24 protein-coding genes are annotated in these 19,902 nt (G+C 62.7%); 9 read left to right on the top strand and 15 right to left on the bottom strand.

Going from position 1 to position 19,902, the window contains the following annotated elements; translation table 11 throughout:
• Positions 1-16: 16 nt before the first annotated feature.
• From ACCO56_RS11980 to ACCO56_RS11965, 4 genes are all read right to left on the bottom strand, one after another.
• A complete protein-coding gene (locus tag ACCO56_RS11980; RefSeq protein ID WP_433640908.1) occupies positions 17-1,219 on the bottom strand; it encodes a multidrug effflux MFS transporter in 1,203 nt (400 codons plus the stop codon).
• Between the two features lie 142 nt (positions 1,220-1,361).
• The gene (gene grxD / locus ACCO56_RS11975; RefSeq protein ID WP_433640832.1) at positions 1,362-1,694 is read right to left on the bottom strand and encodes a Grx4 family monothiol glutaredoxin; all 333 of its coding nucleotides are present in this window, start codon (positions 1,692-1,694) and stop codon (positions 1,362-1,364) included.
• Positions 1,695-1,845: 151 nt separating this feature from the next.
• Positions 1,846-2,079, bottom strand: coding sequence for a BolA/IbaG family iron-sulfur metabolism protein (locus ACCO56_RS11970; RefSeq protein WP_433640830.1), 234 nt, complete (start codon positions 2,077-2,079; stop codon positions 1,846-1,848).
• Between the two features lie 110 nt (positions 2,080-2,189).
• The gene (locus ACCO56_RS11965; protein WP_433640828.1) at positions 2,190-3,104 is read right to left on the bottom strand and encodes a cytochrome c3 family protein; all 915 of its coding nucleotides are present in this window, start codon (positions 3,102-3,104) and stop codon (positions 2,190-2,192) included.
• Between the two features lie 667 nt (positions 3,105-3,771).
• On the opposite strand from ACCO56_RS11965, the gene ACCO56_RS11960 reads away from it, so the two are divergent.
• The 5 genes from ACCO56_RS11960 (at position 3,772) to ACCO56_RS11940 (ending at position 7,207) form a co-directional block, all read left to right on the top strand.
• A complete protein-coding gene (locus ACCO56_RS11960; protein ID WP_433640826.1) occupies positions 3,772-4,929 on the top strand; it encodes an amine dehydrogenase large subunit in 1,158 nt (385 codons plus the stop codon).
• Positions 4,930-4,936: 7 nt separating this feature from the next.
• The gene (locus tag ACCO56_RS11955; RefSeq protein WP_433640824.1) at positions 4,937-5,503 is read left to right on the top strand and encodes a MauE/DoxX family redox-associated membrane protein; all 567 of its coding nucleotides are present in this window, start codon (positions 4,937-4,939) and stop codon (positions 5,501-5,503) included.
• Positions 5,503-6,105, top strand: coding sequence for a methylamine dehydrogenase accessory protein MauD (gene mauD, locus ACCO56_RS11950; protein ID WP_433640822.1), 603 nt, complete (start codon positions 5,503-5,505; stop codon positions 6,103-6,105). Before ACCO56_RS11955 ends, mauD begins: the two co-directional genes overlap by 1 nt.
• Before the next feature lie 6 nt (positions 6,106-6,111).
• On the top strand, positions 6,112-6,657 hold the full coding sequence (locus ACCO56_RS11945; RefSeq protein ID WP_433640821.1) for a methylamine dehydrogenase light chain: 546 nt from the start codon (positions 6,112-6,114) through the stop codon (positions 6,655-6,657).
• Positions 6,658-6,757: 100 nt separating this feature from the next.
• Entirely contained in the window at positions 6,758-7,207 is a 450-nt protein-coding gene (locus tag ACCO56_RS11940; RefSeq protein ID WP_433640819.1) for a c-type cytochrome, read from the top strand.
• 12 nt (positions 7,208-7,219) lie between these two features.
• Here ACCO56_RS11940 and purL read toward each other — a convergent pair whose 3' ends face one another.
• Both purL and ACCO56_RS11930 read right to left on the bottom strand, forming a co-directional pair.
• A complete protein-coding gene (gene purL / locus ACCO56_RS11935) occupies positions 7,220-9,454 on the bottom strand; it encodes a phosphoribosylformylglycinamidine synthase subunit PurL (protein ID WP_433640817.1) in 2,235 nt (744 codons plus the stop codon).
• A 208-nt stretch (positions 9,455-9,662) separates the two neighbouring features.
• A complete protein-coding gene (locus ACCO56_RS11930; RefSeq protein ID WP_433640815.1) occupies positions 9,663-11,081 on the bottom strand; it encodes a PLP-dependent aminotransferase family protein in 1,419 nt (472 codons plus the stop codon).
• Between the two features lie 95 nt (positions 11,082-11,176).
• Between ACCO56_RS11930 and ACCO56_RS11925 the strand changes: the two genes are divergently transcribed.
• Positions 11,177-11,413 carry a DUF1127 domain-containing protein gene (locus ACCO56_RS11925; RefSeq protein WP_433640814.1) on the top strand — a complete coding sequence of 79 codons (237 nt, stop codon included), beginning with the start codon at positions 11,177-11,179 and terminating at the stop codon, positions 11,411-11,413.
• Between the two features lie 8 nt (positions 11,414-11,421).
• Here ACCO56_RS11925 and ACCO56_RS11920 read toward each other — a convergent pair whose 3' ends face one another.
• From ACCO56_RS11920 to purC, 5 genes are read right to left on the bottom strand one after another with little or no spacing between them, the layout of a single operon-like run.
• Positions 11,422-11,850 (bottom strand): hypothetical protein, encoded by a 429-nt coding sequence (locus tag ACCO56_RS11920; protein WP_433640812.1) that lies wholly within the window; start codon positions 11,848-11,850, stop codon positions 11,422-11,424.
• Positions 11,850-12,518 carry a phosphoribosylformylglycinamidine synthase subunit PurQ gene (gene purQ, locus ACCO56_RS11915; RefSeq protein ID WP_433640810.1) on the bottom strand — a complete coding sequence of 223 codons (669 nt, stop codon included), beginning with the start codon at positions 12,516-12,518 and terminating at the stop codon, positions 11,850-11,852. Before purQ ends, ACCO56_RS11920 begins: the two co-directional genes overlap by 1 nt.
• Positions 12,515-12,751: a hypothetical protein gene (locus ACCO56_RS11910; RefSeq protein WP_433640907.1), complete on the bottom strand. Its 237-nt coding sequence runs from the start codon at positions 12,749-12,751 to the stop codon at positions 12,515-12,517. Before ACCO56_RS11910 ends, purQ begins: the two co-directional genes overlap by 4 nt.
• 19 nt (positions 12,752-12,770) lie before the next feature.
• Positions 12,771-13,013: a phosphoribosylformylglycinamidine synthase subunit PurS gene (gene purS, locus ACCO56_RS11905; protein WP_433640808.1), complete on the bottom strand. Its 243-nt coding sequence runs from the start codon at positions 13,011-13,013 to the stop codon at positions 12,771-12,773.
• Positions 13,014-13,041: 28 nt separating this feature from the next.
• Positions 13,042-13,836 carry a phosphoribosylaminoimidazolesuccinocarboxamide synthase gene (gene purC, locus ACCO56_RS11900; RefSeq protein WP_433640806.1) on the bottom strand — a complete coding sequence of 265 codons (795 nt, stop codon included), beginning with the start codon at positions 13,834-13,836 and terminating at the stop codon, positions 13,042-13,044.
• 286 nt (positions 13,837-14,122) lie between these two features.
• Here purC and ACCO56_RS11895 point away from each other — a divergent pair, with 286 nt between their 5' ends.
• Together ACCO56_RS11895 and ACCO56_RS11890 are read left to right on the top strand one after the other, a co-directional pair.
• On the top strand, positions 14,123-14,443 hold the full coding sequence (locus tag ACCO56_RS11895) for a DUF1476 domain-containing protein (RefSeq protein WP_433640805.1): 321 nt from the start codon (positions 14,123-14,125) through the stop codon (positions 14,441-14,443).
• A 143-nt stretch (positions 14,444-14,586) separates the two neighbouring features.
• On the top strand, positions 14,587-15,363 hold the full coding sequence (locus ACCO56_RS11890) for an HpcH/HpaI aldolase family protein (RefSeq protein WP_433640803.1): 777 nt from the start codon (positions 14,587-14,589) through the stop codon (positions 15,361-15,363).
• A 1-nt stretch (position 15,364) separates the two neighbouring features.
• On the opposite strand, the gene ACCO56_RS11885 is transcribed toward ACCO56_RS11890, so the two are convergent.
• Complete coding sequence (locus ACCO56_RS11885; RefSeq protein ID WP_433640801.1) at positions 15,365-15,919, bottom strand: RBBP9/YdeN family alpha/beta hydrolase; 555 nt, start codon at positions 15,917-15,919, stop codon at positions 15,365-15,367.
• A gap of 144 nt (positions 15,920-16,063) precedes the next feature.
• Between ACCO56_RS11885 and ACCO56_RS11880 the strand changes: the two genes are divergently transcribed.
• The gene (locus ACCO56_RS11880; protein ID WP_433640799.1) at positions 16,064-16,960 is read left to right on the top strand and encodes a VOC family protein; all 897 of its coding nucleotides are present in this window, start codon (positions 16,064-16,066) and stop codon (positions 16,958-16,960) included.
• Positions 16,961-16,966: 6 nt separating this feature from the next.
• On the opposite strand, the gene purB is transcribed toward ACCO56_RS11880, so the two are convergent.
• Genes purB through ACCO56_RS11865 form a run of 3 tightly spaced genes read right to left on the bottom strand, consistent with a single transcriptional unit; the run spans position 16,967 to position 19,897 of the window.
• Positions 16,967-18,274 (bottom strand): adenylosuccinate lyase, encoded by a 1,308-nt coding sequence (purB, locus tag ACCO56_RS11875; RefSeq protein WP_433640798.1) that lies wholly within the window; start codon positions 18,272-18,274, stop codon positions 16,967-16,969.
• Between the two features lie 58 nt (positions 18,275-18,332).
• The gene (locus ACCO56_RS11870) at positions 18,333-18,869 is read right to left on the bottom strand and encodes a hypothetical protein (protein WP_433640796.1); all 537 of its coding nucleotides are present in this window, start codon (positions 18,867-18,869) and stop codon (positions 18,333-18,335) included.
• Positions 18,870-18,886: 17 nt separating this feature from the next.
• Positions 18,887-19,897: a P1 family peptidase gene (locus ACCO56_RS11865; protein WP_433640794.1), complete on the bottom strand. Its 1,011-nt coding sequence runs from the start codon at positions 19,895-19,897 to the stop codon at positions 18,887-18,889.
• Positions 19,898-19,902: the final 5 nt, after the last annotated feature.

Raw genomic sequence — 19,902 nt, 5'->3', positions numbered from 1 at the left:
GAATGCACCGGTGAGGTCAATGTGTCGGACTGCTATGCGCCTGGAACAGGCGTCCGCGCTCGGCCAGGAGGACGACCACAAGTGTGGTCAGCGATACCAGGAAAAACCCGGCGCTGAACGGCAGCACCGTGCCGTCGAAGCCCTGGCCGATGATCGCGCCGATAATGGCGCCCCCAACCGTCTGGATGAAGCCTTGGACCGACGACGCCGTTCCGGCGAGATGGCCGAGCGGCTCCATCGCGATGGCGTTGAAGTTCGAGTTGATCCAGCCGAATTGGAGCATCGCCACGGTGAAGAGACCGACGAAGACGATGAGCGGCACCGGCCCCATCAGAGCGAGAGCGAACAACAGAGCTGTCACGGCCACGAAGCCGAGCAGCGCGCCATGGGAAAGCCGGCGCATGCCGATGCGACCGACAAGCCGCGAGTTGGCGAAGGACGATAGCGCCATCATGCTCGCGACCACGGCGAACAGGACGGGGAACCACACGCCGAGATCGTAAATGCCGACATAGATCTGCTGGGCGGAGTTGATGAAGCCGAACAAGCCACCCGACATCAGCGTCGTCGCCAGCGTGTAGCAGAGCGCGGTGCGATTGCCGAGCACGATGCCGAAGCCTCCCAGAACCGACGCCGCCGTGAGCGGTCGCCGATATTCGGCCTTCAAGGTTTCGGGAAGATGCAACGCGGTCCAGAGAGTGACTGCGAGCGACATTACGGCCATGAACACGAATATCATGTGCCATTCCGAAAACAGCATCACGAACTGGCCGATGCCCGGAGCAACCACGGGCACAATCATGAAGACCATGAACACCAGTGACATGACCTCCGCCATGGCGCGGCCGCCAAACACGTCGCGCACGAAGGATACGGCCACCACCCGGGTAGCCGCAGCACCGACGCCCTGGATGAAGCGAAGGGCGAGCAGAGCCTCGAAACTCGGCGCGAAGGCGGCGCAAAAGGCTGCCGCTACATAGACCAAAAGGCCGAACAGAAGCGGTATACGCCGGCCGAACCGGTCGGAAATGGGGCCATAGAGAAGCTGCGGCAGGCCGAAGCCGAAGATATAGGCCGATATGACGTATTGCCGGTGATTCTCGTTCTCGACACCCAGGCTGGCGCCGATCTGCTGAAGCCCGGGCAGCATGATATCGATGGCGAGTGCGTTGAGTGCCATCAGCGCCGCGGCCAGTGCAATGAATTCCCAGCGCGGAATTGGCAGCAGGAATCCCTTGTCCTTCGCCGGCGCTTGCGCGTCCATCGTCGTCCCTCCGATCATGAAAAACGAAAATGCGCCGGAAAGCCGGCGCATTGTCAGAAGCTCGACCCGGCTCGATGCCGGGATACTTCCTATGCGGTCATGCGGCCTTCGCGCTGACGCCCTTTTCTTCCAGGAAGGTCTGCAATTCGCCCGCCTGGAACATTTCGCGGATGATGTCGCACCCGCCGACGAATTCGCCCTTCACGTAAAGCTGGGGGATGGTCGGCCAGCTCGAATAGTCCTTGATGCCCTGACGCAACTCGTTCGAGGTGAGCACGTTGACGCCTTTATAGTCGACGCCGAGATAATCGAGGATCTGGACGACCTGCCCGGAGAAGCCGCACTGCGGGAAGCCGGGGGTGCCCTTCATGAAGAGCACGACGTCGTTGCTCTTCACTTCGCTGTCGATGTAGTCGTTAATGCCGCTCATGAAGAAATCCTTTCATGCCTGTGAGGACAGGCCCGAAGCTGACAAGGAAATAGACCCTTCGGCGACCCGAAACAAGACTGTCGCGCAAAGCTTTGAAACCGATTCGGCGCCGGCGGCCTTCACGCGAGCTGATACGCGGCAGGCCGCTCGTTCAGTCGGGTGCACTGGTCTGAAGGGCGAGTGCGTGTAAAACACCGCCCATATTACCTTTCAGTGCCTCGTACACCATCTGATGCTGCTGCACGCGGCTCTTGCCGCGGAAGCTCTCTGCTACGACTTCGGCGGCATAATGATCGCCATCACCAGCGAGATCGCGAATCGTCACCTTCGCATCCGGAATGCCTTCCTTGATCAGGCGTTCGATATCGCGCGCGTCCATTGCCACTGGGTCTGCCTCCAAGCTCGCCTCGTCACCAAGATATGGCGGCTGCGGCCGGTGAGGTCAATCCGGCTGTATCGTATTGATACGTGATCGACGAAATGGGCACGCGAACGTCACGGCTGACCGTGACAGCCATTGCAGTCGTCGGCTGGGCCGGACTTCTTGCCTTCGCGCATATCCATACGATGGCAGTCGGAACAGAAGGTGTGAAACAGCCTGTCGATTCGCATCGTCTCCGACACCGAGATGCGTTTGTGGCAGGTAAGACAATTCTCGTTGCCGCCCTGGTCGACGAAGTTGTGATGGCAACCGGTGCAGGAGAGCCCCGTATGGTCGGTGTGCAAGAAGCGAGCGTGATCGATCGGAGTCTGCCTGAGCGTTGCCAAACGCGGCGACACCAGAGGACCGCCCGCAAGCCCGGCGATTGCAACGATAAATAGTCCGAGCGTGACCGCGGGTTCCGCCAAGTGCCTTTCGTGCAAGAAGCTACTGGCGAGGAGGAAGGCTAGACCGCCCAGGACAATCAGGGCCGCGACCAAGCCCATGCCGGCGATCAAGGCGATATGCGCGCCAGCCGCCACCGCCAGGAGACAGCCGGCGACGCGATGGGTGCGCCGGCTCCGGAAAGGACCCAGGCATTGGCGCAATGTTGTGGAGCGCTGTATCGCCAACGTGGCGACGAAGGCCAACGCAGCGGCGAGACCGGCAAGGATTTCGACTGGAATTGCCGGCGTAAGCCAGCGCCAGAAGGCCGGCTGGAAGCCGGCGACTACGGTGACGTGTGCGACAATCGCGACCAGCGCGGCCCAGCCGAAAATCTTGTGCCAAGCCCGGCGTCCGGCCACTGGGCGCAGGGTAAGCGACCCCGCCACCAGCATCAGCGCCGCCAGCCCGAGCAGCCTCGTCGCCCACCAGCCGTGATCCGTCGGTTGCGTGACGAGCAGCAGGGTTCCCGCGCTGAGCAGCATGAGCCCGGCAAAGCCCGTGTAGCCAGAAAGCATCTGCGTCGGATTCGACCGCGGTTTCATTGCTTATACCTGCAACGCGATCTTTGCGTTGCGTCTCAACTTTCACACGGGGGTGTTCGACTTCAAGACAATTGACAATCAGGACTGCAGAACAAAAAATCTCCGAGCAGATCTCGTAGGCCGTGGGGGCATGCATTTGGCACCGCAACGCGAAGAGGCGCGGGATGCAAGCGAGCGGCACGATTCCCCACAGGCGACGACCTTGCCCCCTCGACGCGCTGGCCAGCAAAGGCCAGGAGCCGGGAAGCGTGCGCGCAAGGATCGGGCTGCGAGACGCCGGCCGAGTATCGCGCTCGCGAGCAGCATCTCCGACAAGCAAATCCAAATGCTTGCTGAGAAGATTGGCGCGGCGACATTTGGCATCTTCTGTCAACCGCGAGCAAATCTGTGATACAAAGCTTCTGCACCCAGTCAATCGCTGTTTTGGGAGGAACAGGAGATGAGCTGCTGGCAGTGCCGTGCTTCGAACACGCGAACGGAGGGAGCCTCTGCCTTGGCGCGATGGTGCCCTGATAGCGGTTCCCCTTCAACGACAGCAAATCTCGGTATCAATGAAACGTTCGGCGGCGCAAGCCGCATCCGGCGGGACATGATCCTGCCAGTCGTTACCGTGCTGAGGAATTGGCGCGGGGCAAAAAGACGAGAAAGCCAATCGGGGAGGACCACGATGCGTTTGGGCCTGTTCGCAGCGTTTGTGCTGGCAAGCGCGGCAATCCCGCCGAGCTACGCCCAGCAGGCACAGGGTGAGATACAGCCGGAGGAGGTTACCAACGTCAAGATCCCCGCGGGCACCGAACTCCTGCTCTCGGTGGATCTGGCCTTGAACCATGTGGTGGACGGACGCGCCTATGTGATGGATGCCCAGACACTGAAGCTCATAGGGATGATCGGTACTGCCAATCTCGGCATGGTGCTCATCCCGGAGCGGTCGAAGGACATCTATGTGGCGACGACACATCTGTCGCGAACCACCCGCGGCGAACGCGCGGACTTTGTCGAGGTCTATTCCGGCGAGGATCTCAGCTTCAAGGAGGAGATCCCGATATCCAGCAATCGCGCGCAGGCGCTGAATTACCGCTCGTTGTTCCAGCCCTCTGCGGAACTCAAATATCTGTTCGTGCAGAACGCCACGCCGGCGACTTCGATCACGGTGGTCGATCTCGGCGCCAAGAAGCAGATCGGCGATATTCCCAATCCTGGATGCTACGGCATTTTGCCTTCGGCCAAGACCGCAACCCGCTTCGCCACTTTGTGCGGCGACGGAACGGTCGGCACCATCGACGTTCAGCCTGATGGCACCGGCGAGATGAAGGCCTCGGCTGAGATATTCGATGCCGACAAGGATGCGGTCTTCACCAGCGCCTATCGATGGGGCGAAAACTGGGTGCTTCCTTCCTATGGCGGCAACATCTACGTCATCGACGTCGAAGGCGAGACCGCCAGGCTGGTCGATAAGATCGAAGTCTCGAAGGGTGTCGAAGGCGATTGGCGGCCCGGCGGCTATCAACCTTTGGCAGTGCATGACAAGAACGGCATCGCCTATCTGCTGATGCATTCGAAGGGTGCCGAAGGCAGCCACAAGAACCCGGCGGAAGAAATATGGGCGGTCGACCTCAGGGAAAAGAGCGTTGTCGGTCGTTCGCAATCGGTGCCGGCGATCGCGCTCACGGTCAGCCAGGGCGATACACCGGCCCTGTTCGCGATCGACGGGCTGAAGGCTGAAGTTGTGCGCTATGATCTACCGGCGGCGGACCAGCAATTCACGTTGACGCCTTCGGCTACCGCCGCAGGCGGCGATCTGCCCGATCAGGTGGAAGTGCGGTAGGACGGCCATGGTCGCGCTTCATCCGATACTGGTCGTTGTCGCGGCAGGCACTCTCGTCTGCGTCTTCGCGCGGGCAGCGATGCACAAGGCGATGGACCTGGCATTGTTTGCGCATACGATCGGCAGCTATCGGCTTTTGCCCGCCGCGGCGCTCGTTCCGATGGCCGTAGGGCTGCTCGCGCTGGAGGTCGTGATCGTGCTCGGGCTGATTGTTCCGGCCACCCGGCTACTCGCGGCGGCCGCGGCGTTTGCGCTGCTCGTCGTCTATGCCTGTGCTATCGCGTTCAACCTCGCACGCGGCAACACCCATATCGACTGCGGCTGCGGCGGCGCGGGACAGGGCCTGTCCTGGTATCTGGTGGCGCGCAACGCCGCGCTGGGCGGGCTTTGCCTCGTGGCCATGGCTACGCCGCTTCCGGTCGAAATGGGTACCGCTGCCTGGGCAAGCATCGTCGCCGGCATGCTGTCGTCCCTGCTGTTGTTCGCTGGCATCGAGAAACTGATCGACAATTGGTCGTGGCTGCAGGCGTCGAATCGGGCGCATGAACAGCACAATCATGAAAGGCACAACTGATGGAGCCTTTGGCGGTAGCAGTGATCGTCCTGTGGGCGATTGTCATCGTCCTCCTGGTCGTGGTGTTCGCGCTGGCGAGGCAGGTCGGCATTCTGTTCGAGCGCGTCGCGCCGATGGGAGCGCTGATGACCGACGCCGGGCCCAAGATCGGCGAGCAGTCGCCGCGCTTCGATTTGCTGACGCTGGACGGCAAGCCGTTCACGCTCGGCCCTGCGTCCAGCAAGAGCACGCTGGTCTTTTTCCTGTCCACCACCTGTCCGGTCTGCAAGAAGCTGCTGCCGGTGCTGAAATCGCTGAAGCAGGCCGAGGCGGAGAGCCTCTCGATCGTCATCGCCAGCGACGGCGACGCCCTTGAGCACGCCGAATTCCGTCGCGCCGCCAGCTTGACCGATTTCCCCTATGTGTTGTCGCGCGACCTCGGCATGACCTTCCGCATCAACCGGTTGCCTTTTGCTGTGCTGCTCGATGAACAGGGTGTGGTGCGCGGCAAGGGCCTGGTCAATTCACGCGAGCAACTGGAAAGCCTTCTCAATGCGCAGGATCTCGGCCAAGCCTCGATCCAGGGCTGGATCGAAGCCGAAGTCGGCCGTGCGCAGGCTTAGGGAGACATGCTGATGTCGGAACTGATCCAAAAACTCTTTGGCGCCATCGACCAAGCCGCGGAGAGGGGATCGCGGCAGATGGCTCATCGGCTAGGCCGCCGCAACTTCCTGTCCTTCGTCGGCAAGGTTGCGGTTGGCGGCGCGGTCATCCCGCTCCTGCCCTTCGATCGGGCCGGCGGCGGCACGGCACGCGCGGCCGCGGAGAAGACGGACACGGAATGCGAATACTGGCGCTACTGCGCGCTGGACGGTTTCCTGTGCACGTGCTGCGGCGGCGCAATCAACCAATGTCCGCCCAATGCTCAGGTATCAGCGGTAACCTGGGTCGGCACCTGTCAGAACCCCGGTGACGGCAAGGAGTATCTGATCAGCTATAATGATTGCTGCGGCGTTGCCTCCTGCGGCAAATGCCTGTGCAACTTCAACCTGCGCGAACGGCCAGGATACCGCATGGGCGTGCATAACGATATCAACTGGTGCATGGCCAATACCCAGACCAATTATCACTGTACCGTAGCCGCCGTGGTCGGGCTCGGCAGCAGCAATGGTTAAGCGGCTTTCGCAACAGCGTTCCGCTGTTCTCGGACAAAAGCCAAGGCGGTCGATCACCAGAGGCTGCTGGGGAACGCGTGCACAGCTCGTTCAGTGAATCATGATACTCGCAACCCTCGCTTCCGTTGCTCTCGGTCTGTTCGCCATGACCATCGGAACGGTACAGACAACGGCCGCCGGGAACGGCCAGACGCTTTACGTGCTGCATTGCTCGGGTTGCCATGGCCTGCAGGGCAGTGCCGCAAGCATTGGTCGCATCCCGGCGCTTTCCGGCAATGTCGGCCACTTCATGAGGTTGCCGCAATCGCGCAGCCTGGTTACCCAGGCGCCCGGCATCATGAATTCGGGCCTCGACGACACGGACGTTGCCGCGCTGATGAATTGGCTGGTGCCGGCCCTTGCCCGGGATTCCCTTGCCGAACCATTCAAGCCCTTCACCGCCGACGAGATCGCGCGTTCGCGAGCGAGCCGTCCGGCGGATTTCTTCGCGGCGCGGCGCAAGGTTGCCGCGGATTTGAAGAAGCTCGGCGTCGAACTGCCGGGCTACTGAAATCTTCTTTGCCTAGTTCTCCGGAGGCAGGTCGCCCGCCATGAAGGTCGGGAACCAGCCTTCATATGCGGCGCGAAGTTCCGCGATGGTAAGCGCACGCGTTTCGCCGAGCTTCAGCGCGCTCCCGCCCGTGGTGCCGATCCAGGGCGCGAAGATGCCGCTGTCGGCAAGGCCTTCCTCGTAGAACCAATCGACCTTGTCTCGCGGAATGGTGACGAGATAACGGCCCTGGTCCTCGCCGAAGAACAGCGGAATTGCCGACAGGTCCTTCAGCTGGTTGACCGTCGCGCCGATGCCGCCGGCCATCACCATTTCGGCAAGCGCCACGGCGAGGCCGCCGTCCGACAGGTCATGGACGGCGGTGGCGATCCCGTCGCCGATCAGGGATCGAACGAAATCGCCGACCTTCTTCTCATGGTCGAGATCGACCGGCGGGGGAGGGCCGTCGTCGCGACCGTGGATATCGCGCATATACACGGATTGGCCGAGATGCGTGCCCCAGGACGCCGGCGCGCCGACCAGGATGATGGCCTCATCCTCGGCCGCGAAGCCGACGCGCGCCATCTTCTGCCAATCATGGATCAGTCCGACGCCACCGATGGTCGGAGTGGGCAGGATGGCTTGGCCATTGGTCTCGTTGTAAAGCGAGACATTGCCGGAAACGATGGGGAAGTCGAGCGCGCGGCAGGCGTCGCCGATGCCGGTGACTGCCCTGGCGAATTGCCCCATGATCTCGGGGCGTTCCGGGTTGCCGAAATTGAGATTGTCGGTGGCGGCGAGGGGCAGCGCTCCCGTCGCGGTGAGATTGCGCCAGCATTCCGCGACGGCCTGTTTGCCGCCTTCATAAGGGTCTGCCTCGCAATAGCGCGGCGTGACGTCCGAGGAGAAGGCCAGCGCCTTGGCCGGATGGCCGTCGATGCGCACGACGCCGGCATCGCCGCCCGGGCGCTGCAGCGAATTGCCTTGGATCATGGTGTCGTATTGCTCCCAAACCCAGCGGCGGCTGGAAAGATCGGGGCCGCCGAGGAGCTTGAGCAGTGCGTCCGCCACGTCCGATTCCGGTATGTCGTCGCTCTCGAGCGCCGGGCGCGGTTTGGGCTCGATCCAAGGCCGGTCGTATTCCGGTGCCTGGTCGCCGAGTTCCTTGATCGGGAGGTTGGCGACCTCATCGCCCTGGTGAAGGATGCGGAAGCGCAGGTCGTCCGTGGTCTTGCCGACGATGGCGAAATCGAGGCCCCATTTGCGGAAAATCGCCTCGGCTTCCTCCTCCTTTTCCGGACGCAGCACCATCAGCATGCGTTCCTGGCTCTCGGAGAGCATCATCTCGTAGGCGCTCATACGCTCTTCGCGCACCGGCACCCTGTCGAGATCGAGCTCGATGCCGAGGTCGCCCTTGGCACCCATCTCCACTGCCGAGCAAGTGAGGCCGGCGGCCCCCATGTCCTGGATGGCGATGACAGCCCCGGAGGCCATCAATTCCAGGCACGCTTCAAGCAGGCATTTTTCCGTGAAGGGATCGCCGACCTGGACGGTCGGGCGCTTTTCCTCGATCTTGTCGTCGAATTCGGCGGATGCCATCGTCGCGCCGCCGACACCGTCGCGTCCGGTTTTGGCGCCGAGATAGACGACGGGAAGGCCGACGCCTTCGGCCTTGGAATAGAAGATGGCATCGGTCTTGGCGAGCCCTGCTGCGAAGGCGTTGACCAGGCAGTTGCCGTTGTAGCGCGGATCGAAATTGACCTCGCCGCCGACAGTCGGCACACCGAAGGAATTGCCGTAGCCGCCCACCCCTGCCACCACGCCCGCTACGAGATGGCGGGTCTTGGGATGGTCAGGCGCACCGAAACGCAGCGCGTTCATCGCAGCTATGGGCCGCGCGCCCATGGTGAAGACGTCGCGCAATATCCCGCCGACGCCGGTCGCGGCTCCCTGATAGGGCTCGATATAGGATGGGTGGTTGTGGCTCTCCATCTTGAAGACCACGGCGTCGCCATCGCCAATATCGACCACCCCGGCATTCTCGCCGGGGCCCTGGATGACCTGAGGCCCGGACGTAGGCAAGGTGCGAAGCCATTTCTTCGAAGACTTGTACGAGCAATGCTCGTTCCACATGGCCGAGAAGATGCCGAGTTCGGTGAAGGTCGGTTCGCGCCCGATGAGATCCAGGATACGTTGGTACTCGTCGGGCTTCAGACCGTGGGCCTTGACCAACTCGTCGGTGATCTTCACGTCGTTGGGAATGGTCATGTCGATTCCGTTGGCGCTACCGCATCGGGCCTGAAAATCGACATCGACTTTTCGAAGGCACGACGCGCAGATTCAAAGTGCTGGAGTGGTCTTTGCGCGTCCGACAGGAAGCGTGCCGCTCCGGTTCCGGCTCCATAGCCTATGCCGTGCAGCGTTTCACCCCGCCCGCAGCAAAAAACAGCCGGCCGCACCGAAAAAGGCCGACCGATCACCCGTAGCTGTCGTAGCTGGAGCCTCCACTTCCCAGAAGCCGGCGTATCGTCGCAAGGCCCGTCGTGACGTCCTCCCTGCGGCGCGGCGTCGTGATTCCAACGCGTATGCGGTGGAACACCTGGTCGGTGCGACCGGCTTTGAATTCATCCTCGTCGTCGACGAGAACGCCTTCTCCGGCGGCCGCATTCTTGAAGGTGCCGGCAAGCCAGGGTTCGGGAAGGCCAAGCCAGAGGAAAGGCACATTCGGTCTCCAGCGGAAGTCGAAACCGGCAAGCGATGTGCAGGCAAGCTTCAGCCGGGCGTTGACCTCGTCGAGGCAGCGCGCCCGGATGGCCGCTGCTTCGCCCGACAGCACCAGCCGGGCACAGAGTTCCGCCAGGAGAAAAGGCATGCCGCCGGTCGCCATTTTGTGGGCGACGGAGATGCGATGCGCAAAGTGCGGCGGGCAGGCGACCCAGCCACCGCGTATGCCGGCAGCAACGGTCTTGGACAATCCTGCCACGACGAATGTGCGTTCGGGAGCGAACTCCGCCAGCAGCGGCGTGGGGTCCTGGACAGGAGCGCCGTAGAGATCGTCTTCGATCAACCAGACATTGTAGCGGCGTGCGATCTCCGCGATCTCGCGACGGCGCGTTTCCGGCATGCTGACGACTGTCGGGTTTTGCACGGCCGGCATCAGGAAGGCGAGCTTGGGGTGGCGCTGTGCGCAAAGACGCTCGAAATCCTCCGGCACCACGCCTTGGTCATCCGACTGGACGAGAGCCACCCTGCGGCCGAACAGGCCGACGCTTCGCGCAAATTGCGAATAGGACAGATTCTCGAAGACGATGTGGTCCCCCGGCACTGTGGCGACGGCTGCCACCGCCACAAGCGCTGCATGGGCGCCGAGTGTCGGCACCACGGCTTCCGCTCCGGGGCGGAAGCCGTTGCGTGCCAGCCACTGGCTGCCGGCTTCAACCCAGCTGTGCGGGAAGGCCCGTGCATAGCTCGATATCTCTCCGGGATGCTCGCTGCTGATCTCTGCCAGGATGCGGCCGATGGCGGCGCCTTGGCCGACATCGGGGGCAGCGGTGCTGTCGAAACGTAGCTTGTCCGCCGGCGTCTCGGAGACGCGGGTTCCCTGGTTGGGGAGAGCATCTAAGGCCGGAAGACCGGTTCGCTGCGAGGCGGCTCGATCGAGCACATAAGTGCCGCGCCCTACCTCGCCGCTGACGAGGCCCCGCTCCCGCAGCAACGCGTAGGCGCGTCCAACCGTGCCGATGGTCACCCCGAGATCATAGGCCAGATCCCTCTGCGGGGGCAGCTTCGTCCCGGTAGCCAGCACGCCGTCGCCGATGTCCGCTTCGATTTGGTTCGCCAGCCGCAGGTAAAGCGGGCCGTCGCCTTGCGAAAGATCGGGAGTCCAACTTGTCATGGTGACAATTTTGTATGTTGCCTTCGAGTAAGAGTCAATTCATTGAGTTTGTGCGGGTGCATTTGGTATATTTATGGGCCTGAAAGGCTGGCGTGATGGATACAATCGATGCAATTATACAAGACAGGACGGACAATGCCGGTGATGGACGCGCCAGCTTCGTCTCCAAAATCGTTGCAATGGTGACCTCGGCGGTGATCTGGCTCGAGAAGCGTGTCGACAAGCGCCGCAGCCGGCTCGCCTTGCTTGAGCTGACCGACGATCAGCTCAAGGACATCGGCATTTCGCGCGCCGATGCCCATCGCGAGGGATTGCGATCTTTCTTCGATTGACGGTTAAGTCAGGCGTCGCTGCTGCAGCTCTGGTCGCCGGCGGCCCAGCGATTGATGTCGGCGCCGATTCGCGGGGCGAGCGGGTCCTGCATCAGCGGCCCGAATGCCTGCAGCCGGGCCGGCGTTCCCTCTGCCTGAACGACGAGCAGCGGGCGCGCCTCGGGGCGCTTCGCAGGAACCAGCAGGAAGCGCGGCCGGCCGCTGAAGGAATTGAGTTCGTTTGCGAGGCGATACGGCTGGAATGCCGGGTCTTTGCTAGCGAACCAGCATTTGTGCGCGGCGATCGCCACCTGCTCCATCGTGCGCAGCGCCGCGCTCTTGCCGGAACCGCCGGATTGTCCCGACCCTTTCGCGCCTGATTGGCATGCGGCAAGCGCGCCAAAAGCGGCGATGGCGCCGATGCGGATCGCCGCCGATAACAGGCGCGATTTTTTCATCAGGCAGCCAGCCCCAGGGCACTCTCGAAAAGCGCGCGGCCGTCGCTGCCGCCATGCGCCGCCTCGATCAGATTTTCAGGATGCGGCATCAGTCCGAGCACATTGCCGGCCTCGCTGACGATGCCGGCGATGTCGTTGATCGAACCATTGGGGTTCGTGCCCTCGGCGTAGCGGAAGACGACCTGGCCCTCACCTTCGAGACGGGCAAGCGTTTCGGCATCGGCGAAATAGTTGCCGTCGTGATGGGCGACCGGGCAGCGGATGATCTGACCCGGCGCGTAGCGGCGGGTGAAGGCCGTATTGGCGTTGGCCACTTCCAGCTTGATCTCGCGGCAGACAAATTTCAGCGACGTATTGCGCATCAGCGCGCCAGGCAGGAGGCCGGCCTCCAACAGGATCTGAAAGCCGTTGCAGACGCCCATGACCATGACGCCCTGAGCGGCCTTCTCGGCGATTGCGCGCATCACCGGCATGCGGGCGGCGATCGCTCCGCACCGTAGATAGTCCCCATAGGAAAAGCCGCCCGGGATCACGATCAGATCGACATCCGGAATGGTGGTGTCCGTCTGCCAGATCGTTTCAGGCGCCTTGCCGGAAATCTTGGTCAGCGCCGCGATCATGTCGCGGTCGCGGTTGAGGCCGGGGAGGAGAACGACGGCTGATTTCATGAATTCGGATCGAATCCCTTCTGCGCTTCGGCAAGCTCGCGGAGCTCCAGACGACGCTCGATGCGCTCGAGCCGCTCGTCATGACGGTCGAGCCTGCGATGGACGCCAACCACCGCTTCTTCGGTGCCTGTCATCCGCCTCTTGAGCTCCTGCAGGTCGAACTTCATTTCGGCAACGTCGCCGTGGATTCGCTTGAGACGCTCGTACATCAGCTCGTTCGTGACTTCGACCATCATGCGCTCCGGCACAACCTCAGGTGATGCTCACACTATAGTTCTCGATAACCGTGTTGGCGAGAAGGCGTTCACACATCGCCTTCAGATCGGCCTCCGCCTTCTCCCGGTCGGAAGCGTCGATTTCGATATCGAACACCTTGCCCTGGCGCACGGAGCCGACACCGTCGAAGCCGATGGCGCCGAGCGCGCCTTCGATCGCCTTGCCTTGCGGGTCGAGAACACCGTTCTTGAGGGTGACGGTCACGCGGGCCTTGATCACGTTCGGCGGCTCCTGTTTCTCTCGGCGGTCAGTGCGGCTTGCCCTTCGGGCCGTCGGTCGAAGCGACCAAGACCGGGCCGGCGGGGCGGGGCGGTTCGTTTTCGTTCATGATGCCGAGCCGGCGGGCGACTTCCTGATAGGCCTCCACAAGGCCGCCCATGTCTCGGCGGAAGCGATCCTTGTCGAGCTTCTCCTGGGTGGAGATGTCCCACAGACGGCAGGAATCCGGCGAGATCTCGTCGGCCACGACGATGCGCATCATGTCGCCTTCGAAGAGGCGTCCGCATTCCATCTTGAAGTCGACGAGCTGGATGCCGACGCCGAGGAAGAGGCCGGAAAGGAAGTCGTTGACGCGAATGGCAAGCGCCATGATGTCGTCGATTTCCTGCGGGCTCGCCCAGCCGAAGGCGGTGATGTGCTCTTCCGAGACCATCGGATCGTCGAGTGCGTCGGCCTTGTAGTAGAATTCGATGATAGAGCGCGGCAGGACGGTGCCTTCCTCCATGCCGAGCCGCTTGGCCAACGAGCCTGCGGCAATGTTGCGCACGACAACTTCGAGGGGGATGATCTCGACTTCCTTGATCAGCTGCTCGCGCATGTTCAGCCGGCGGATGAAATGCGTCGGGATGCCCATCCGGTTCAGATGCGTGAAGATGTGCTCGGAAATGCGGTTGTTGAGTACGCCCTTGCCATCGACGACCTCGTGCTTCTTCTTGTTGAAGGCGGTGGCGTCGTCCTTGAAGAACTGGATCAGCGTGCCCGGTTCCGGGCCCTCATAAAGTATCTTGGCCTTGCCTTCATAGATACGGCGGCGACGGTTCATCGGTTTTCTCTGGTTTGGAGGGCAATCGGCAAAGACCGTTCCCTAAGACTTGCGCGGCCAAAGCCGCGACAGTGGGTTCAAGGCCGGTCTCTATCCCAATCGCGCCATTTGCTCAATCAGCAATTCGCCCGATCAACTGCTTTCGGCTCCTGCATTTATCGCTGTCGATCCGAAAATGCCGCAGCGCAACAAAGCTGCGGGCGATATTGACCCGGAGCGCGCCTTTTGGTTTGTGCGCAGGCAACCCATATCACGCTGTGGAATCGGCACTAACCGGAGGTTTGCCATGACGACCATGAAGGACCGCGAAGAAGGTTTCGAGAAGAAGTTCGCTCTTGACGAGGAGCAGCGGTTCAGGGCCGTCGCGCGGCGCAACAGGCTTCTCGGCCTCTGGGCGGCTGAAAAGCTCGGCAGGACCGGTGAGGATGCCGAGGCCTATGCGAAGGAAGTCGTGGTTGCGGACATCGAAGAGGCCGGCGATCACGACGTGTTCCGCAAGATTCGCCGGGATTTCGACGCGGCGGGTATCGACCAGTCGGACCACCAGATCCGCAGGACCATGGACGAGCTGCTGGCGACGGCCGCCGAGCAGGTCAAGAACTCCTGATCGTCCAGCCGATATCGGGCCGAGGCAGGCTGCTTGCCTCGGCTGGACCAAGAAGCCGCCCCGGACAGAGGCGGTTTTTTGTTGCCATGTCGCTGGCTTCTGTTTGAATGCCTGCGACGTATCAATGCAGGAACCTCCCCATCATGAGCCTTTTGTCGCGCCTCAGCTCGGGTGAAACGCTGTTCACGGCATGGTCGGCCATCCCCGACACGCTGACCGTCGAGCTTCTCGCCGGCCAGGCTTTCGATGTGGTGACCCTCGATATGCAGCATGGCGGTCATCACGAGGATAGCGTTTTGCGTTGCCTCGTGCCGGTCTTGCGGGCCGGCAAGCATGCGGTGGTGCGCATTCCCGTGGGACGTTTCGACATGGCGAGCCGCGCACTGGATTTCGGCGCGGAGGCGGTGATCGCTCCCATGGTCAATTCGGTGGCCGATGCACGGGCGTTCGCGGCGGCGATGAAATATCCGCCGGTCGGAGAACGTTCCTGGGGCCCGACCTTCGCCTTCCCGCGCAGCACCGTCGCGGACCAGCAAGTCTGGCTGCGCGAATCGAATGCGCGGACGATTGCCTTCGCGATGATCGAGACGCGCGCTGCCCTCGACGCGCTGGATGGGATCCTGGAGACGCCTGGTATCGACGGCATCTTCCTTGGCCCTTCGGATTTCTCCATCGCCTGGTCGGACGGGGCTACGCTCGATCCCTTGCGCGAAGACATGATGGAGACGGTCGCCAATATCGCCCGAAGGGCGCTGGCCGCGGGAAAGGTCGCTGCAATGTACGTCAACGACATGTCCCTGACCGGCCGCTACGCGGCCATGGGCTACCATTTTCAGGCAATCGCCTCGGAACATCGCGCCGTCGCCGTGGGCGCGCAAAGCCTCATCGGGGCAGCGCGCGCGGCCCTGGAACAGAAATAGATCAAGCCTGCAGCCGAGACAGGAACTGGGCGAAGGCCATGGAGCCTTCAGGCCATGGACCGTATCCCGAATCCGCATTGATGTGCCCGGCCTCGCCGGCATCGATGAAGAGCGATCCCCAGGCGGTCGCTACGTCCTCTGCCACCTCATAGGCGCAGAACGGATCGTTGCGGCTGGCAATGGTGATCGAGGGAAACGGCAGGGGCTCGCGCGGATACGGTCCGAAGGTCATCAAGTGCTTCGGCCTGATTTTCGGGTTTGAGACGTCGGGCGGCGCCACGAGAAAGGCGCCCGCCACCTTCTTGCTGAACTCGGGCACCGCATGCACGACGGTCGGAACGCCAAGCGAGTGCGCAACCAGCACGACTGGGCGCTCGGCTTCGTTGACGGCGGCGATCACATTCGCCACCCAATCCTCGCGAACGGGCTTCGACCATTCCGCCTGTTCGACACGACGGGCGGTCGACAGCCGCTCCTGCCAGCGTGTCTGCCAGTGCTCCGGGCCCGAATTGGTGTAGCCGGGAACCATCAAGATATCGCTGTCTTTGACCTTCATGGGCCGCCATGTAGCGACGACGATGCTGCAGCGCAACCGGATGCGTAAAGGCGTTGAACAGCGTGTTCGCTGTTTTCGTACTTGCGCATGCCATGTCGTACGCCGAGTTTTCCAGACTGATAAAACTCAACTGCGGGAAACATCTTGCGGCTCAACAGACGTGCAGTGCTGGGCGGAACGGGTCTTCTCGCGATCGGCGCGGCAGTTGCCGCCCACACGGAGCCATCTATGGTCGATCTTCCCTTCGCCGCGACGACGCCCATTCGTGTCGCCAGGATCGGGCTGAAGGCTCGCGATGCCGACAGCTTGGCGGCCTACTACAAGCGGATCCTCGGAATGAGCGAATTGACCCGTGGTAATGGGCGCCGTGTGCTCGGCGTTGGCGGGCGACCGCTCATGGAGATCGAGGAAAGCGCTTCGGCCAAGGAGGACGACGCCCGCGGCGCGGGCCTTTATCACACCGCGTTTCTGCTCCCAACGAGGGCGGACCTTGCGCGTTGGACCCGCTTCGCCATCGATGAACGGATCCCCGTCGTCGGCGCGTCCGACCATTTTGTCAGCGAGGCGATCTATCTCACCGATCCGGAGGGCAACGGGGTCGAAATCTATGCCGACCGGCCGAAGGAAAGCTGGAGCTGGAACGGCGACTTCGTTCAGATGGGCACGGAGCAGCTCGACGTGCGGGACCTGCTCGGCGAAATTCGCAATGGCGGGACATGGAAGGGCGCGCCGGAAAGCAGCGTGATCGGCCATGTCCATTTCCGCGTCGGCGATGCCGGCGCGGCCGAGAAATGGTGGAACAGCGAGATGGGCTTCGACACGGTCCAGAGGCTCGACGACAGCGCGGTTTTCCTTTCGACGGGCGGCTATCATCACCATATCGGCGCCAACTCCTGGCAAAGCCGCGGTGCCGGCCCGCGCGACGTCCAGCGCACGGGCCTGATGTGGGTGGAACTGGAATCCGAAACGGCGAAAGCCGAGACCGAGAAACGCGATCCCTGGGGAACGGCGATCAGGACCGTGCCTGTCCGGCAGTTTTGAGGCGGCTCACCTCGCCCCGAAGACCCGCTTGAAGATCGTGTCGACGTGCTTGGTGTGATAGCCCAGGTCGAATTTTTCGCGGATCTGCTCTTCCGAAAGCGCTGCCCTGACATCGTTGTCGGCAAGCAGTTCCTCAAGGAAATCAGCGCCTTTTTCCCAGACTTTCATGGCGTTTCGCTGCACGAGGCGGTAGGCGTCTTCCCGGGATACGCCCGCCTGGGTAAGGGCCAGGAGCACGCGCTGCGAATGGATCAGACCGCGGAACCGGTTCATGTTCTTGAGCATGTTGTCCGGGTAGACGACCAGCTTCTCGATGACGCCGGTAAGCCTCGCCAGGGCAAAATCGAGCGTGATTGTGGCGTCGGGCCCGATCATGCGTTCGACCGACGAGTGGGAGATATCCCGCTCATGCCACAGCGCCACATTCTCCATGGCCGGGAGGGAAAATGACCGGACCATGCGGGCAAGCCCGGTGAGGTTCTCGGTGAGCACCGGATTGCGCTTGTGCGGCATCGCGGAGGAGCCCTTCTGACCGGGCGAGAAATATTCCTCGGCTTCGAGCACTTCAGTGCGCTGCAAATGGCGGATCTCCGTAGCCAGGCGTTCGATGGACGAGGCGATGACGCCGAGGGTCGCGAAATACATGGCGTGGCGGTCGCGGGGGATCACCTGGGTGGAGACGGGCTCGGGTTTGAGACCGAGCTTATCGGCAACATGGATTTCGACGCGCGGATCGATGTTGGCGAAGGTGCCGACGGCACCGGATATGGCACAAGTCGCGATCTCTTCACGGGCATGGACCAGCCGTTCCCTGCAGCGCGAGAACTCGGCATAGGCTTGTGCCAGCTTGAGCCCGAAGGTGGTCGGCTCGGCATGGATGCCGTGGCTGCGGCCGATCGTGACGGTGTCCTTGTGTTCGAAGGCGCGTTTCTTCAGCGCCGCGAGCAACGCGTCGATATCGGCGAGCAGGATATCGCTGGCGCGGGCGAGTTGGACGGAAAAGGTGGTGTCCAGGACGTCCGACGAGGTCATGCCCTGGTGGATGAACCGAGCGTCCGGTCCGACGAATTCGGCGAGATGGGTAAGGAACGCGATGACGTCGTGCTTGGTCTCGCGCTCGATCTCGTCGATTCGGTCGATGTCGAATTTCGCCGCTCCGCCTTTTTCCCAGATGGTGCGCGCGGCCTCCTTCGGGATGACGCCGAGCTCGGCCAGCGCGTCGCAGGCATAGGCTTCGATCTCGAACCAGATGCGGTATTTGGTTTCAGGGGACCAGATGGAAACCATCTCGGGCCGCGAATAGCGGGGGATCATCAGTCGCTCCTGTCGTTCGGAAAGGCTGGCTGCCTCCTATCAGAGCAAATCGGAATGCTCAACGCGGCTTTCGCGCGAACCAGAGGCTTACAAGGAAGAGCGCGACGAAGCCGAAGGGGAAATAAAGCCGCAGCCCGAGCACGGCAAACTGTCCGAGAGCGCCCAGCATGGTGAAACCGAACTGGAAGAACCAGCGCAGGCTGAAAATTTCGTCATGCCAGGCGGCGTAGTAGGAGCGATAGATCAACGCGAAAAGCGCCGCCGTGATGCCGATTGTGGCGATGGAAAAGCCGAGGAAGGCAGCGGCGAAAGCCGTATCAGGCCTTTTGTTCGCGCTGGCGAGCCGGAACAACCCAAGCGGAAAGCCGAGCGCTCCGCCTGCAGCGAAGAGACCGGCAATGGACAGGATCTTCGAACCGGTTTCCCAATGACGAAGCCAAACGCCGAGTGCGGCGTTGCCGGCCATGATCCCGGCCCAGACGATTGCTCCCACGACCGCGAGCGTTAGGGGTGGCAGGGCTTGCCATGCATGGCTGGAAAGCCGCCCCACCAGCCCGGTGTTGGCCTCCCGCAAGGAGGGTGAGTCGGTCGTCAAGGCGGATATCTGCGAAGTCAGAGGGCGGCCGCCCGCTCCGACCAGGTCGGCAGCAGATCGTTCTCGGCCTTACGGGCGGCGTGGACGCCGCGCGCGATAGCACGGGCCATGGTTGCGCCCGCAGCAGCGTAAAGGTCGATCGCACTGTTGTGATCCGGCACGACGCCGCTCTTTCCCGTAGCCACGGCGAAGACCAGATCGCCGTCGATCGGTGTATGGGCAGGCCAGATGGCGCGGGCAAAACCGTCATGGGCGGCGATCGCGAGCCGCTTGGCGGACGCCTTGGTCAACACCGCATCGGTCGCAATCACTGCGATCGTGGTGTTGGCCCCGCTTTGGCGGAACTTGATGTCGATCTCCTGTGCGTCGCGCGGAAAGGGCGAAGGGAAACCAAGACCGCCGAATTCCGTGCCGATCTCCCAGGGTGCTGCCCAGAAATACGGGGTCTTGCCGACGGTCACCGAACCCGTCGGGTTGACGCCCACGAGCGCCGCGACGGTCACTCCGCCGGGCAGCACAGTGGAGGCAGAGCCAAGTCCACCTTTCAGCCCGGCTGCGAGCGCTCCGACACCGGCGCCGGCGGTGCCGATCTCGAAACCGAGCGAAGCGCTGCGTGCGGCCTCGTAACCGAGTTCCCGATAGGGCGGGTAGCGTCCCCAATCCTTGTCGCCGCCGTTCTGGAGGTCGAAGAGGATCGCGCTCGGCACCAGCGGAACGCGGATCCCGCGCACGTCGAAACCGACGCCTTGCTCCTTCAGCGCCGCCTGGACGCCGGAGGCCGCGTCGAGCCCGAAGGCCGAGCCCCCGGAGAGGACGAGGGCGTTGATCGCCTCGACGGAATTGTGCGGCTCGAGCAGGTCGGTCTCGCGGGTTCCCGGCGCGCCGCCTAGCACCTGAACGCTTGCGACGGCGGGGTCGTCGCAGAGAACGGCCGTCACGCCGGTCTTGATACGCTCGTCGGCCGCGTTGCCGACGCGCAATCCGGCGACGTCGGTCAGGAGATTGCGCGGGCCCATGCGAAAGCTCATCTGAA

The organism is Mesorhizobium sp. 1B3 (assembly GCF_050958605.1).
Lineage (GTDB): Bacteria > Pseudomonadota > Alphaproteobacteria > Rhizobiales > Rhizobiaceae.
The sequence above is the reverse complement of the archived record's forward strand: the minus strand, read 5'-3'. Positions and strand labels throughout refer to the sequence as shown.

Coding starts and splice junctions, on each gene's coding strand:
- grxD (WP_433640832.1), bottom strand. CDS start 1,694: ATGAGCGGCATTAACGACTACATCGACAGCGAAGTGAAGAGCAACGAC.
- ACCO56_RS11965 (WP_433640828.1), bottom strand. CDS start 3,104: ATGAAACCGCGGTCGAATCCGACGCAGATGCTTTCTGGCTACACGGGC.
- ACCO56_RS11960 (WP_433640826.1), top strand. CDS start 3,772: ATGCGTTTGGGCCTGTTCGCAGCGTTTGTGCTGGCAAGCGCGGCAATC.
- ACCO56_RS11955 (WP_433640824.1), top strand. CDS start 4,937: ATGGTCGCGCTTCATCCGATACTGGTCGTTGTCGCGGCAGGCACTCTC.
- mauD (WP_433640822.1), top strand. CDS start 5,503: ATGGAGCCTTTGGCGGTAGCAGTGATCGTCCTGTGGGCGATTGTCATC.
- ACCO56_RS11945 (WP_433640821.1), top strand. CDS start 6,112: ATGCTGATGTCGGAACTGATCCAAAAACTCTTTGGCGCCATCGACCAA.
- ACCO56_RS11940 (WP_433640819.1), top strand. CDS start 6,758: ATGATACTCGCAACCCTCGCTTCCGTTGCTCTCGGTCTGTTCGCCATG.
- purL (WP_433640817.1), bottom strand. CDS start 9,454: ATGACCATTCCCAACGACGTGAAGATCACCGACGAGTTGGTCAAGGCC.
- ACCO56_RS11930 (WP_433640815.1), bottom strand. CDS start 11,081: ATGACAAGTTGGACTCCCGATCTTTCGCAAGGCGACGGCCCGCTTTAC.
- ACCO56_RS11925 (WP_433640814.1), top strand. CDS start 11,177: ATGGATACAATCGATGCAATTATACAAGACAGGACGGACAATGCCGGT.
- ACCO56_RS11920 (WP_433640812.1), bottom strand. CDS start 11,850: ATGAAAAAATCGCGCCTGTTATCGGCGGCGATCCGCATCGGCGCCATC.
- purQ (WP_433640810.1), bottom strand. CDS start 12,518: ATGAAATCAGCCGTCGTTCTCCTCCCCGGCCTCAACCGCGACCGCGAC.
- ACCO56_RS11910 (WP_433640907.1), bottom strand. CDS start 12,751: ATGGTCGAAGTCACGAACGAGCTGATGTACGAGCGTCTCAAGCGAATC.
- purC (WP_433640806.1), bottom strand. CDS start 13,836: ATGAACCGTCGCCGCCGTATCTATGAAGGCAAGGCCAAGATACTTTAT.
- ACCO56_RS11895 (WP_433640805.1), top strand. CDS start 14,123: ATGACGACCATGAAGGACCGCGAAGAAGGTTTCGAGAAGAAGTTCGCT.
- ACCO56_RS11890 (WP_433640803.1), top strand. CDS start 14,587: ATGAGCCTTTTGTCGCGCCTCAGCTCGGGTGAAACGCTGTTCACGGCA.
- ACCO56_RS11885 (WP_433640801.1), bottom strand. CDS start 15,919: ATGAAGGTCAAAGACAGCGATATCTTGATGGTTCCCGGCTACACCAAT.
- purB (WP_433640798.1), bottom strand. CDS start 18,274: ATGATCCCCCGCTATTCGCGGCCCGAGATGGTTTCCATCTGGTCCCCT.
- ACCO56_RS11865 (WP_433640794.1), bottom strand. CDS start 19,897: ATGAGCTTTCGCATGGGCCCGCGCAATCTCCTGACCGACGTCGCCGGA.